General features: G+C 70.5%; 10 protein-coding genes. 4 read left to right on the top strand and 6 right to left on the bottom strand.

Features of this window, described 5'->3' with window-relative positions; translation table 11 throughout:
- Window positions 1–47: 47 nt before the first annotated feature.
- The 3 genes from QSK18_RS22935 to QSK18_RS22945 form a co-directional block, all read right to left on the bottom strand.
- Window positions 48–224, bottom strand: coding sequence for a hypothetical protein (locus QSK18_RS22935; RefSeq protein WP_285623085.1), 177 nt, complete (start codon window positions 222–224; stop codon window positions 48–50).
- A gap of 98 nt (window positions 225–322) precedes the next feature.
- Window positions 323–1,252: a DMT family transporter gene (locus tag QSK18_RS22940; RefSeq protein ID WP_232810009.1), complete on the bottom strand. Its 930-nt coding sequence runs from the start codon at window positions 1,250–1,252 to the stop codon at window positions 323–325.
- Window positions 1,253–1,357: 105 nt separating this feature from the next.
- Window positions 1,358–2,062 (bottom strand): CDP-alcohol phosphatidyltransferase family protein, encoded by a 705-nt coding sequence (locus QSK18_RS22945; protein WP_285623089.1) that lies wholly within the window; start codon window positions 2,060–2,062, stop codon window positions 1,358–1,360.
- Window positions 2,063–2,417: 355 nt separating this feature from the next.
- On the opposite strand from QSK18_RS22945, the gene QSK18_RS22950 reads away from it, so the two are divergent.
- Genes QSK18_RS22950 through QSK18_RS22960 form a run of 3 tightly spaced genes read left to right on the top strand, consistent with a single transcriptional unit; the run spans window position 2,418 to window position 6,479 of the window.
- On the top strand, window positions 2,418–4,574 hold the full coding sequence (locus QSK18_RS22950; RefSeq protein ID WP_285623092.1) for an MMPL family transporter: 2,157 nt from the start codon (window positions 2,418–2,420) through the stop codon (window positions 4,572–4,574).
- A gap of 49 nt (window positions 4,575–4,623) precedes the next feature.
- Complete coding sequence (locus QSK18_RS22955; protein ID WP_232810006.1) at window positions 4,624–5,799, top strand: sensor histidine kinase; 1,176 nt, start codon at window positions 4,624–4,626, stop codon at window positions 5,797–5,799.
- Window positions 5,796–6,479 carry a response regulator gene (locus QSK18_RS22960; protein WP_232810005.1) on the top strand — a complete coding sequence of 228 codons (684 nt, stop codon included), beginning with the start codon at window positions 5,796–5,798 and terminating at the stop codon, window positions 6,477–6,479. Before QSK18_RS22955 ends, QSK18_RS22960 begins: the two co-directional genes overlap by 4 nt.
- A 12-nt stretch (window positions 6,480–6,491) precedes the next feature.
- Here QSK18_RS22960 and QSK18_RS22965 read toward each other — a convergent pair whose 3' ends face one another.
- Together QSK18_RS22965 and QSK18_RS22970 are read right to left on the bottom strand one after the other, a co-directional pair.
- Window positions 6,492–7,667, bottom strand: a complete 1,176-nt coding sequence (locus QSK18_RS22965) for an alcohol dehydrogenase catalytic domain-containing protein (RefSeq protein ID WP_285623095.1) — start codon at window positions 7,665–7,667, stop codon at window positions 6,492–6,494.
- 77 nt (window positions 7,668–7,744) lie between these two features.
- Complete coding sequence (locus QSK18_RS22970) at window positions 7,745–8,701, bottom strand: RICIN domain-containing protein (RefSeq protein ID WP_285623098.1); 957 nt, start codon at window positions 8,699–8,701, stop codon at window positions 7,745–7,747.
- Between the two features lie 241 nt (window positions 8,702–8,942).
- Here QSK18_RS22970 and QSK18_RS22975 point away from each other — a divergent pair, with 241 nt between their 5' ends.
- Window positions 8,943–10,472 carry an alpha/beta hydrolase gene (locus QSK18_RS22975; protein ID WP_285623101.1) on the top strand — a complete coding sequence of 510 codons (1,530 nt, stop codon included), beginning with the start codon at window positions 8,943–8,945 and terminating at the stop codon, window positions 10,470–10,472.
- An 11-nt stretch (window positions 10,473–10,483) separates the two neighbouring features.
- Here the strand turns inward: QSK18_RS22975 and QSK18_RS22980 are convergent, their stop codons facing one another.
- Window positions 10,484–13,138, bottom strand: coding sequence for a right-handed parallel beta-helix repeat-containing protein (locus QSK18_RS22980; protein WP_285623104.1), 2,655 nt, complete (start codon window positions 13,136–13,138; stop codon window positions 10,484–10,486).
- Window positions 13,139–13,265: the final 127 nt, after the last annotated feature.

Genomic DNA, 13,265 nt, shown 5'->3' on the forward strand with positions numbered 1-13,265 from the left:
CGGCAGAAGTCGGAAGCAACCTCCGCCCAAAGCATGATCCGGAGGGATCAGAAGGACGTGGAGGACCGGCTCGGGCCGGACGGGCCGACCGTGCCGTCACCACCGCGCAGCGCCCGGTTCTCCAGACGCCCGGCCATCAGACGCTCGCGGTGCGTGCGGAGTGTGCGCCGGGCCCAGAGCGCGACGAACCCCAGAGCGAATCCCACCAGTACCCAGACGATCATGTCCGTCTCCCCCTGCTCCGGCTGCCTGTGTTGCAGCGATCGTCCATCATCACCCGAACCAGCGTTAAGCAGGCTGAAACATCGGATGAAGGCAGGGATCACTCGCCCTTGGCAGCACCGGCCGAGCTCGTGGAGCTGCCCGGACCGGCCGGGTGGGTCGGGTGGGTCGGGTGGGTTGGATCGGCGTCGTCGTCCGCCTCGCGCACCGGGTCACCGATGCCCTCGAAACGCACCAGCACCGCCGCCGCCACCGCGGTGAGCAGGAACCCGACGACGAAGAGCGGCCAGTACCCCTCGCGCACCTCGTCGCCCAGGAACGCCACCCCGGCGATCGTCGGGGCGATGGTCTGGGTGGTGATCAGCGAGGTGGTCGCCGCGGTGACCGAGCCCCGCTGGAGGGCCAGCGAGTAGATGAAGAACGCCAGCACTCCGGACGCCACCAGGGCGTACGTGGAGGCCGAGGTGATCAGGTCGGCGATCACGAAGTCGGGCAGCAGGCGGGAGGCGATCGCGACGATCGCGTAGCCCATCCCGCCGGCCAGCCCGAGCACGGCCGCCGCCAGCGCGCCCTCGAACCGGGTGGCGAAGAAGACCACCACCACGATCAGCGCCAGCACCACGAACAGGCTGGTGGTCAGCGCCGGGGTGGCCCGTTCGGTGCCGGTCTCGCCGGCCGACGCCGACAGCAGCACCAGCCCGGCCACCACGGCCACGATCGCCCCCCACTCCAGGCGGCTCAGCCGGTCGCCGAAGTAGCGCACGGCCAGCAGGGCGGTGACCACCAGGCTGACCGCGATCCCGGTCTGGGCCAGGAAGAGCGGCACGTGCCGCACCGAGACCAGGTGGAACACGTAGCCGAGCAGCAGCAGGAGGATCGAGGCGAGCAGCAGGGGCTGGCGCAGCAGGCCGATCACGGTGCCCGGGGTCAGACCCCCTTCGGGGATCTCCCGCGAGGCTCTGGCCTGCATGATCGAGCCCACGCCGTACATGACGGCGGCAACCAGGGCCGAGCCGAGTCCGAGCAGCACGCACCCATCATCCCAGGTGCTCCTGTCAAGGGCACAGGGGCCCACCCACAAGGACGAAGGCCCGCCCGGTGGCACACCGGGCGGGCCTTCGTTCGGGAGCGGGGATCAGGCGGCCTCGACCGGCTCCGCCTGCGGGCTCGCGGTCTTCCCGGTCAGCGTCAGGTACACGCTGCTCACCAGGTAGTAGGCGATGTACAGCAGGGACAGCCAGATCAGCAGCATGCTCGGGTCGGGCATCTGGGTCAGCAGCACCGCGTACGCCACCAGCCAGGCCGCCGTGGCCGCGAGGTTGGTGCGGCGGAAGGCCCGGGTGCGGGACGGGTAGATGTACTTGATCGGCACGAACACCAGCGCCGAGCAGACCGCCAGGATGATGCCGGTGGTGGCCGGGCTCAGGCTCGCGATGATCACGTAGAACGCGACCACGTTCCAGTAGCTGGGGAAGCCCAGGAAGAAGTGGTCGTCGGTCTTGGCGTCGACCCGGCAGAACTGGTACGCCGAGGCCATCAGCGGCAGCGCCGCGAGGACCCCGCCGAGCGTGCCGTCGGGCAGGTAGCCGCCGGTCCACAGCAGCACCACGGGCACGAACGCGTAGGTGATGTAGTCGACGATGTCGTCGAGCCGGGCCCCGTCGAACGAGGGGATGGTCTCCTTCACCCGCAGCCGGCGGGCGAGCATCCCGTCGGTGCCGTCGATCACCAGCGCGGCCAGGCTGATCCAGAGGGCCCGGATCGCGTCGCCCTCGAAGGCCGCGATCACCATCAGGAACGCGAGAACGGTGCCGCTCGCCGTGTAGACGTGGACGGCCATGCCAGCAAGTCGGAATCGAGCCGATGCTTCGAAAGGCTCGAATACGACGTCGTGTGTCGTCAGCGGAACCCCCGGGGCAGCAGGATCGATCTGGGTGGGTGGACTCTTACCCGAACTGGGCTCGAGCGGGGAAAGTCTCTCACAGGTCGGATGTGCCTCGGCCCGCCCGAAGGTTGCCCTGCGGTCATATCTGCGTTACCCGCAGTCATTTCCCCGGTTCCCCACCTTCCTCGGGAGGGCCGGTGAAGTACATCGCAGGATGTACTTCGCTGCGCGTAACCCTGGTCGTGGACCGTGCACAGGTGCCCTCCCGGGACGGACGCGACGCACCCCCGCCGGACGCGACGCTCTCCCCATGACCGAGAAAACGTCACTGCTGAGCCGCTTCACCCGGCTCCTCCACGCCGCACCACGCCGGTCCCTGCTGGCCGTCCTGCTCTTCGTCGCTCTCGCCGGTGTGGTCGGCGGCCCGGTCGCCGGGGCCCTGGACACCGGAGACGGGTTCACACCACCTGATGCCGAGTCGACCCGCGCGGTGGAGGTGGTCGAGAAGGCCACCGGCATCGACCCGTCCACCGGTGTCGTCCTGCTGGTCGAGACCCCGGGCGGTTCGCAGGACGCGGTCACCGCGGCCGCCGCGACCCTGGCCGGGATCGAGGGGATGACCCAGGTCGAGCCGGCCGGGGCCGCCGACGACGGCAGCAGCGCGCTGGTCGTCGGGTCGATCACCGCCGAGGCGGTCGACGAGGAGGTGGCGCACGACGTCGTCGAGGCCTTCGACGGCAACGAGGCGGTCACCCTCGGCGGCGAGGCGGTCATGGGCCTGCAGCTCGGCGAGCAGACCGAGGAGGACCTGGCCCGCGCCGAACTGCTGGCCCTGCCGATCCTGGTGCTGTTGTCGATCCTGATCTTCGGCGGCCGCGGGGCCGTGCTGCCCCTGCTCATCGGCATCACCACCGTGCTCGGCACCTTCCTGGTACTGATGGGCGTGAACCAGCTCTACGGCCTGAGCATCTTCGCCCTCAACCTGGTCATCGGCCTGGGCCTGGGCCTCGCCATCGACTACGCGCTCTTCCTGCTCAACCGCTACCGCGAGGAACTGGTGACGCAGGGACCGGGTGCCGGTGCGGTGCTCACCACCATGCAGACCGCCGGCCGGACCGTGGTCTACTCCGCCGCGACCGTCGCGGTGGCCCTGGCCACGCTGGCCGTCTTCCCGATGAGCTTCCTGCGGTCGATGGGCATCGCCGGTGCGGCCGTGGCCGCGGTGGCCGCGGTGGCCTCCCTGGTCGTCGCTCCGATCATGTTCGGTCTCTGGGGCGCCAAGCTGGCCCGCCGTAAGTCGGCCAAGTCGGCCGAGTCGGAAGCGGCCGCCGAGGGCCGCTGGTACCGCTTCTCGCACTCGGTGATGCGTCGGCCGGGCGCCGTCGCCGCCGCCACCGCCCTGGTGATGCTGGTACTGGCCGCTCCCGCCCTGCGGGCGAACTGGACCCCGGTGGACGCCTCGATCCTGCCCGAGGACCTCAGCTCCCGGGTGGTCGCCGACACCCTGGACGAGAAGTACGGCTCGGACAGCAACACCGCCGTCGCCGTCGCCCTGCGCAGTGACGACGCCGCGAGCATGAGCAGCTTCGCCACCGAGGCCTCGGCCCTGCCCGGGGTGAGCGCCCCGGCCGAGGCGGTGGACCTGGGGCAGAACACCTGGCAGGTGAACCTGCTGGTCGAGGGCAGCTCGGCCGGTGACGAGGCCCGGCAGGTGGTCGAGGAGGTCCGCGACCTGGCCGACGTCTCCGGGGTCGACGCGCTGGTGACCGGCCCGGCCGCCGCCTTCCTGGACCAGCAGCAGGCGATCGCCGACACCCTGCCGGTCGCGGTGACCGCCCTGGTTCTGCTCACCATGCTGGTGCTCTGGCTGATGACCGGCTCGGTGGTGCTGCCGGTGAAGGCCGTGATCATGAACTTCCTGACCGTCGGGGTCTCCCTCGGCGTGATCACCTTCATCTACCAGGACGGCCGGCTGACCGATCTGCTCGGCTACACCCCCAACGGCGGCGTCGAGCCGACCAACTTCCTGGTCGCCGCGGCCATGGTGTTCGCCCTCTCCACCGACTACGGGGTCTTCCTGCTCGGCCGGATCAAGGAGGCCCGGGAGTCCGGTCTGCCCGAGCGCGAGGCCGTGGCCATCGGCCTGGGCCGCACCGGCAGCATCGTGACCGCCGCGGCGATCCTGCTCGCCGTCGCGATCGGCGCCTTCAGCACCAGCGAGATCTCGTTCATGCAGCAGATCGGCATCGCCACCGCGGTCGGGGTGCTGGTGGACGCCTTCATCGTCCGGTCGCTGCTGGTGCCCTCGCTGATGGCGATGATGGGCAAGTGGAACTGGTGGTCGCCGATGTGGCTGCGCAAGGTGCACGACAAGGTCGGCCTCTCGGAGGGTCGCCCCGAACTGGCCACCCCGGTCGCCCCGGTTGCTCCGGTCGCCGCCGACGAGCCGGTCGATGCCGGGCGCTGACCATGTGAGCACCCCCGGAACCGGGTCACCCGCACCTAGAATTACGCGGGTGACCCGGTTCCGCGCGGTACGTCCGGCCCGCCCGGGCCTGACCGATCTGGTGCTCACCCTGCTGTGCATCGTGGCCATGGGCGCCGAACTGGTGCTGCGCGAGCAGCCGGGGCGGGCCTCGGTCGTCGTGATGATCGTGCTGAACAGCCTGCCGGTGCTGGTGCGCCGGCAGTCCCCGGCCGTGGCCCTGGGCCTCTGCTTCGTCCTGCTCTTCGGGTTGTCCGAGCTCGACGCCGACATCTACAGCACGATCCCGGGCCCGGGGGTGCTGTGTGCCTACGCCTTGGCCGATCGCTACGGACGCCGGGTCGCCCTGGCCTGCGCTCCGGTCGGGGCCGCGGTGACCATCGTCATCCTGCAGGTCTACAGCCCGCACGTGCTCTTCAGCTGGAGCACCGTGCAGAACCTGGCGCTGGTGTTCCTGCCGCTGGCCCTCGGGGTGGCCGCGCACGACCGCCGGGCCTGGACGGCGGCCCTCCTCGAGCGGGCCCAGGCGGCCGAGCGCAACCAGGAGGAGATCACCCGGCGCCGGGTCAGCGAGGAGCGGCTACGGATCGCCCGCGACGTGCACGACGTGGTCGCCCACGCGCTGGTCACGATCAACGTGCAGGCCGGGGTGGGGGCCTATCTGGTCAAGACCGACCCCGAAGAGGCGCACTCCGCCCTGCGCACGATCAAGCAGGTCAGCGGAGATGCGCTGACCGATCTGCGCTCCACGCTGGGGCTGCTGCGCGAGACCACCGAGACCCCGGCGCCCCCGGTGCAGGGCATCGCGGCCCTCGGTGAGCTGGCCGACGGCCTGCGCACCGCCGGGGTCGACCTGACCGTGGACGTCGACCCCGCCACCCACAGCCTGCCCACCCCGGTCGACAGCACTGCCTACCGGATCGTGCAGGAGTCGCTGACCAACACGCTCAAGCACGCCGGCCCGACCACGGCGCGGATCACCATCTCGCACGAGCAGGACCGGGTGCAGATCGAGATCACGGACGACGGCGGCACCCCGGCCGAGCAACAGCTGAGTACCAGCGGCTCGGGTAACGGGCTGCGCGGCATGCGCGAGCGGGCGGCCGCCATCGGGGGTTCGCTCCAGGCCGGTCCCCGCCCCGGCGGTGGCTGGCAGGTCGTCGCCTCACTCCCCCTCACCGCTTCTGTGGAGGTACCAGCCAAGTGATCAAGGTGCTGCTGGTCGACGACCAGCCCCTGCTGCGCGGCGGTTTCCGCGCGCTGATGAACGCGGTGCCCGACCTGGAGGTGGTGGGCGAGGCCGGCGACGGCGACGCGGCGGTGCAGATGGCCGTGGCCACCCGGCCCGACGTGGTGCTGATGGACGTGCAGATGCCCCGCGCCGACGGCCTGCGGGCCACCGCGCGGATCACTGCCGACCCCCGGCTGGCCGACACGAAGGTGATCGTCCTGACCACCTTCGAGCTGGACGAGTACGTGTTCGGCGCGCTCCGGGCCGGCGCCTCCGGGTTCCTGCTGAAGGACATCGAGCCGGAGGCGCTGATCGAGGCGGTCCGGCTGGTGCACGAGGGCCAGGCGCTGCTCGCCCCGCAGGTGACCGGGCGGCTGATCCAGGCGTACGTGGGCGGTTCCGGCCCGGCGCCCACGCCCGAGGCTCAGGCCCCGAACGCCCACCGGGAGAAGATCGCCGAACTCACCCAGCGCGAGCGGGACATCCTGGGCCTGGTGGCCGCCGGGATGTCGAACAAGGAGATCGCCGAAGAGCTGGTGCTCTCCCCGCTGACCGTGAAAACCCATGTCTCCCGGGTGCTCAGCAAGCTGGGCGCGCGCGACCGCGCCCAGCTCGTGGTGATCGCCTACGAGGGCGACCTGGTCGGCCGCCCGTAGGTCCCAGGTGCGTCAGGTGCGCGGGTCGATCACGGCCACCCCGCTGGGCGGCCGCTCGGCCATCGCGGCCAGGGCCGGCCCGGCCTCGTCCAGGGTGAGCCGCGTGGTGATCATCGCCGCCGGGTCGAGCCGGCCGGCCGCCACCAGGGCCAGCAGCTGCGGGTAGGCGTGCGCCGCGAGCCCGTGGCTGCCCAGGACCTCCAGCTCGCGGCCGATCACCGTGTGCATCGGCACCGCCGGCAGTCCGAGGGTCGGCGGCAACAGGCCGACCTGCACGTGGCGTCCGCGCGGGCGCAGGCTCTGGATCGAGTTGGCGCAGGTCTCGGGGCTGCCCAGGGCGTCGAGCGAGAGGTGCGCGCCACCGCCGGTGAGCTCCTGGATCAAATGAGGGACGGCGGTGCTGGGCGTCGGGTCGGGGGTCCCCTCAGTGGTGAGCAGGTTGGCAACGGGTGTGGACTGCCCCCCGATGGCCACCCCCACGGCCAGGGCCAGGGCGTCCACCTCACCGGGCGCCGGAATCCGCGGCCTGCTGGCCACTTCGGTGCGCACCACGGCCTCGGCGCCGAGCTTCAGGGCCAGCTCGAGAGCCCGCGGCGAGACGTCGACCGCGAGCACCCGGGCTCCGGCCGCCACTGCGATCGCGACCGCCGAGAGGCCGACCCCGCCGCAGCCGTGCACCGCGACCCACTCCCCCGCACGAACGCGACCGACCTGCGTGACTGCGCGGAAGGACGTCCCGAATCGGCATCCCAGGATCGCGGCCACCGGCATCGGCACCTCGTCGGGCAGCGCCACCAGGTTGACCGCGGCCCGTTCGACCACCACGTACTCGGCGAACGAGCCCCAGCGGGTGAAGCCGGGCTGGCGCTGGTCGAGGCAGACCTGGCCATTGCCCTGACGGCAGGGCCCGCAGACCCCGCAGGCGTACACGAACGGCGCGGTGACCCGCTGCCCCACTTCGAAACCGGTTACCCCGGAACCGATCGTCTGCACGCGGCCGGCGAACTCGTGCCCCGGGACGTGCGGCAACTGCACGTCGTCGTCGTGCCCGGCCAGGGCGTGCCAGTCCGAGCGGCACAGGCCGGTGGCCTCGACTGCGACCACCACCCCACCCGCCGGCGCCTCCGGCTCGGGCACCACCCTGACCTCGGGAACCTCGCCGAACGCCTCGAAGATCACTGCGCGCACCGGATCCTCCTGCTTCTGCTTCCGTCCGACCTAGGCAGGAACGTACCGGCCTGGCGCGGGACAGGTGCGAGCAGACCTCAGCCGAACGTCCAGACCTGGTTGTCGGCCTCGGAGCACGGGCTCAGCATCAGCCGGGTGTCCACCGGGCTGCCGGCCGCGTCGGTGCCCTCCGGGTCCAGGCACAGCCCGCTCTTCACGTTCACCAGGAAGAAGCCGGAGCCCGAGGCCTGCTTCTTGAACATCTGGTTGTCGTCCGGGCCGAACCGGCAGGTGAAGGTGATCGCCGAGGTGCCGGCCGGGACGCTGTCGTAGCCACCGACGTCCAGGCACCACTGCGACTTCACGTTGCGCAGCACGAACGTGCCGTCGGCCTGGGTGATCGTCTCGTAGACCTGGTTGTCGTCCTTGCCCGGGAAGCAGTTGGTCTGCAGCAGCTCGACGTTCTCGGAGACCGCCCCCAGACCGGGCAGGTCCACGCAGTACCCGGTGACCGCGTTGCGGATCACGCCGATCTTCGCGGTCACGGTTCCCGGGCTCTTCTCCGCCTTCTCGGCCGCCTTCTTGGCCTTCTTCTTCTCGGCCTCGGTCTGCTTCTTGGCCTTGGGCGACTTCGTCGGCCCGGGCTCGCGGGTCACCGTGCGGGTGCGCACCGGTTCCGCGGTCTCGGTCTTGGTCTTCTTCGGCTTCTTGGTCGCCGTCGCCGTGGGCTCCGCGCTGGCGGTCGCGGTCGGCGTGACCGTCGGCGAGGGCTGCTGGGTCTGCAGATCGGAAGACGTGAGGGCGGCGTTGTTGGACGAGCCCCCGTCACCGCCGTTGGAGGACACCGCGTTCACCGCGGCCACCCCACCCAGCACCACACCGACCACGGCGGCCACCGAAGCGGCGATCACCGCCAGCCCACGCAGGCCGCGAGTGGGGACACCGATCGAGGGGCGCCCACCGAGCATCGACTTGTTCCAGGAGGAGAGGAACTCCTGCTGACGCTGGGACGGTCCCTCGCCCTCCGGACGGGGCTCGGAGTTCGGGCTGCTCACGGTGTGTTCTTCTCCCACCAGGCACGGGGACGGCTAACGCTTCACCATGACAGCCCGCCGCCCCGGCCCCGGTGTCCGATAGGCCGGAGTTCCCCTCCACACCGCGAACACTGCCCGGAAGTACCGCATCCTCCTTTCTGATGATCATCGCCGACCCTGAAGGCAGGCCCGGGCCGCCGGAAGATGCATTAATCGGCAACACCGTTGCTGCCCGTCGCCGGCCCACATCAGACTCCGGCTTATGCGGACGAAACCCCTCGCGCTCGCGGCCTCGGCCATCCTCGGTACCAGCCTGCTCCTGACCGGTGGCTCCCCGGCGCTGGCGAGCACCGGCACACCCGCGACCCGGACGGCCTTCGAGGCCAAGCCGATCATCTGGAAGAAGTGCCCCAAGGGCCTGCTCCGGGATCTGAAGGCCCAGTGCGGCTTCCTGGTGGTGCCGTTGGATCACAGTAGGCCGAAGGGCAAGAAGATCCGGCTGGCCGTCTCCCGGATCAAGCACACCGCCAAGAAGGCCGACTACCAGGGCGCTCTGCTGATCAACCCGGGTGGGCCGGGCGGCGCCGGCCGGGACGAGGTGCTGCAGTCGATCCTGGTGTCGGAGAAGGTGGGCGCCGCCTACGACTGGATCGGCTTCGACCCGCGCGGCGTCGGCGCCAGCCGCCCCGCCCTCAGCTGCGACAGCAAGCACACCGGCTACGACCGACCCCCGTACGTGCCGAACACGGCCGCGGGCGAGAAGATCTGGCTGAAGCGGTCGAAGGACTACGCCGCCAAGTGCGCCAAGGCCGGCGGCGCACTGCTGGACAACCTGAAGACCACCGACAACGTCAAGGACATGGAGATCCTGCGGCGGGCGCTGGGCAAGAAGAAGATCAGCTTCCTCGGCTACTCCTACGGCAGCTACCTCGGGCAGGTCTACGCCACGCAGCATCCGAACCGGGTCCACCGGATGGTGCTGGACGGCGTGGTCGATGCCCGGAAGACCTGGTACGAGAGCAATCTCGAGCAGAACCACGCGTTCGGGCGCAACATGGACGCGTTCTTCGCCTGGATCGCGACCAAGCACTCCACCTACCGGCTCGGCCGCACCGGCGCCGCGGTCGAGAAGCAGTTCTACAAGCAGCTCGCAGCCCTGGACAAGAAGGCCGCCGGCGGCCGGATCGGCGGCGACGAGTGGACCGACATCTTCCTGTCCTCCGGCTACGCCTCGAACGTCTGGGCCGACAACGCCGAACTCTTCGCCGGCTGGGTGCACGAGCGCCGGTGGAAGCCGCTCAAGGCGGTCTTCGACTCCGACAACCCGCAGGGCCCCGGCGAGGACAACGGCAACGCCGTCTACCTGGGCACCACCTGCACCGACGCCGAGTGGCCGGCCGAGTGGTCGAAGGTCGAGAAGGACAACCGCGCCAGCTACCGTCGCTCCCCGTTCCTGACCTGGTCCAACGCCTGGTTCAACGGCCCCTGCCTGACCTGGGCGGGCAAGAGCGGCACGATGCCGAAGGTGGACGGCTCCAAGGCCCCGCCGATCCTGCTGGTCTCGGAGACCTACGACGCCGCCACCCCGTACGAGGGCGCGCTCGAGGCCCGCAGCCGGTTCCCGAAGTCGGCCCTGCTGGAGGGCGTCGGCGGCCGGAGCCACTCGGCCTCGTCACTGGGCTCGAAGTGCACCAAGACCACCATCGACACCTACCTGCTCACCGGCAAGCTGCCCAAGCGGGTGCCGGGCCGCACCTCCGACAAGCAGTGCGCGCCCTCGTTCCGGCCCTGAAACCGCAGGGTTCAGATCGAGTGCGGCGGGAGGTCCGCCGGCTCGATCCGCTGAAGCTCCTCGGCCGAGGCCACGGCCAGGTCCAGATCGGCCAGCCGCGCCGCCTGCCGTTCCGTCATCAGCTGGAACAACTGACGCGACACCCGCCCGTTGCCGAACCCGGTGTTGCGCGGATGAGCGTCGAAATAGGTGACGAGGGCGGCGCGGGTGGCCGGGGTGATCTCGTACTGGTGGTGCCGGGCCTGCAGTTCGACGATCTCGACGAGCTCCTCGGAGCTGTAGTCGACGAACTGCAGGGTGCGCGAGAAGCGGGACCCCAGGCCGGGGTTGGAGTTCAGGAAGCTGGCCATCTCGTTGGAGTAGCCGGCCACGATCACCACGATCTCGTCGCGGTGGTCCTCCATCAGCTTCATCAGGGTGACGATGGCCTCCTGGCCGAAGTCGTTGCTCTGCCCGGGCGGCGACAGCGAGTACGCCTCGTCGAGGAACAGCACCCCGCCCAGCGCCTTCCGGAACACGGCCTCGGTCTTCGGAGCGGTGTGCCCGACGTAGGAACCGACCAGCGCACCCCGGTCGGCCTCGACCAGGTGCCCCTTCTCGAGCACCCCCAGACGAGCCAGCAGTCCACCGTAAAGCCGCGCCACTGTGGTCTTTCCGGTGCCCGGGTTGCCGGCGAACACCAGATGCCGATTGAGCGGAGGGGCGGCCAGCCCGGCCTCCTGGCGGCGGCGGACCATCTGCATCAGCTTCACCATCGCGCTGACGTCGGCCTTGACCTGCTCCAGGCCGATCAGCCCGGTGAGCTTCTCCCGCAGTTCGTCAAGCGACTCCTCGGGCTCCTCGCCGGGCGTGATGTCCACTCCGAGTTCGGATTCCGAAGGACCGGCCGAGGCCCTGACCGCCTTCTCGGCCCGCGCCCCCACCCGCTTGCGCACCGCGGCGGCCGGGATCGTCGAGGCCTCGACGTTGCTGATGGTGATCTCGGCGAAGTCCGGGGCCGCGTCCTCGTCCTGGCTCAGATCGGCCTCGGTGTCATGGATCCGGCAGCCGCTCACCTTCGGCGTGGCCTTCTTGCCCACGTGCAGGGCCGGGAAGCCGGAGGCCGAGATGTCGCAGTTCTCGTAGGTGCCGGCCGCTCCGTCACCCACGAAGATGCCGTTCTTGGTGGTGTCCCGCACCGTCAGCCCGGTGACCACGGGACGGGCGCCGGTCCAGACCACCAGACCGGAACCACCGGCCCCCTCGATCCGGCAGTCGTCCACCGTGCCGCGGGCGTCCTTCTCCAGCACGATGCCTGCCGTACCCGCTCGCCGCACCCGCACCTCGCGCAGGGTGGCGGTCGCACCTGGGCCGATCTGCACTGCAGAACGCTCACTTTCGCCTACAACGGCCTTCTCGACCGTTGCCTTGGCTCGCGCGGCCAGGGCGATCCCCACTGCACAACGATCGACTTCTGTACCCGAAAGATCCAGCTCGGCGTCGCCCTCGGTCTGCACCCCGCACAACCCGGCGCCCCGAACCAGACCTGCGCGCACCCGTCCGTTCGCTTTGCCCTTGAGATGTAGGCCGTGTTCGGGAGTTTCGAGCACCGAGAGATCGACCACGTCGATCGTGGCCGAATCCCCCGCGCAGACCGCACTGAAGGTGGCCTTCTCGACCCGCACCTCGCTCAGCCGGGCACCCGAGGCGCCGGACAGGAAGAACCCGTTGCCCCCGCTGCGCCGCACAGCGCCGTCGACGAACTGCAGCTGGGCCTTGTCACGGGCCACCACCCCGGTACCGGCCAACCGGTCCAGCACACAGTTCTCCAGCGTGAGCGCGCTGTCCCCAGCCGCCACCAGCCCCGAACGACCGGTGCCCTCGACCCGGCAGTCACTCAGCCGGATCTCGCCCGAACCGGCCAGAATCCCGTCTCCTACGGCCTTCTCGATCACACAGTCATTGAGGACGACGCCGGTCGCCTCGGCATCGGGAACGGACGACTCGGTGATCGGACTGCTCCCCAGAATCCGCAGCCCCTCGGTGCCCGCACGCTCGATCCGGCAGCCCCGCATGATCACTGAGCCGGCGTCCTCCACCAGCACCCCGCTGCGCCCGGTGCGGGAGATCTCGCACTCCTCGGCCTGGGCCCGGCCCCGCCCACGCACCCGCAGACCGGAGCCGCGGGTCGAGCGGATCTGACTGTCGGCCATCGCCAGCTGGGCGGAATCGCTGATCACCACGCCGGTTCCGTCGATCGCGGTGATCACCGAACTCTCCAGCACGCCCCGGCTGGAACCGGTCAGGTGCAGGCCGACCATCGGCGCACTGCTGATCCGGCAGCCGGTGATCCGCGCCGCCGCCTCCCCCTCCAGGTCGATCCGCCCGGCCAGGAACTCGCACTCACTGACCTCAGTGGTACCGCCCAACACGCGCAACAACGGAGCACCATCAGTGGCCCCGGTAAGCACCAGTCCGTGCAGGCGGGCGGGCGCTACCACCGTGACCCCTGCGGGACCGGCGCACCGCACAGTGCCCGGCCCCTGCTCAGCGACGATCGCCACCGAACGCTCCACCACCAGGTTCTCCGGATAGACACCAGGAGCCACCGCGATGGTCTGCCCGTCCTGCGCTACCCCCAGCGCCTCGGCGATGGTGCCAAAGGCCTGCCGATCGCCCGGGGCCACCCGCAGAACCCCCTGCTGGCTGGGCCGCGCGGTTTCCTGAGGTGCCGCCCGCCGTGACTCCCGCCCCAGCCTCACTGCGCCCCCGGCCGGCTCAGGCGCTGCTCGCCGGTCGCTGCGTTCATGATGC

This window comes from Kineosporia sp. NBRC 101677 (genome assembly GCF_030269265.1).
GTDB lineage: Bacteria > Actinomycetota > Actinomycetes > Actinomycetales > Kineosporiaceae > Kineosporia > Kineosporia rhizophila.

What these genes read in the sequence shown, in the direction of transcription:
- QSK18_RS22935 (WP_285623085.1), bottom strand. Translation starts at nt 224, where the DNA reads ATGATCGTCTGGGTACTGGTGGGATTCGCTCTGGGGTTCGTCGCGCTC.
- QSK18_RS22945 (WP_285623089.1), bottom strand. Translation starts at nt 2,062, where the DNA reads ATGGCCGTCCACGTCTACACGGCGAGCGGCACCGTTCTCGCGTTCCTG.
- QSK18_RS22950 (WP_285623092.1), top strand. Translation starts at nt 2,418, where the DNA reads ATGACCGAGAAAACGTCACTGCTGAGCCGCTTCACCCGGCTCCTCCAC.
- QSK18_RS22975 (WP_285623101.1), top strand. Translation starts at nt 8,943, where the DNA reads ATGCGGACGAAACCCCTCGCGCTCGCGGCCTCGGCCATCCTCGGTACC.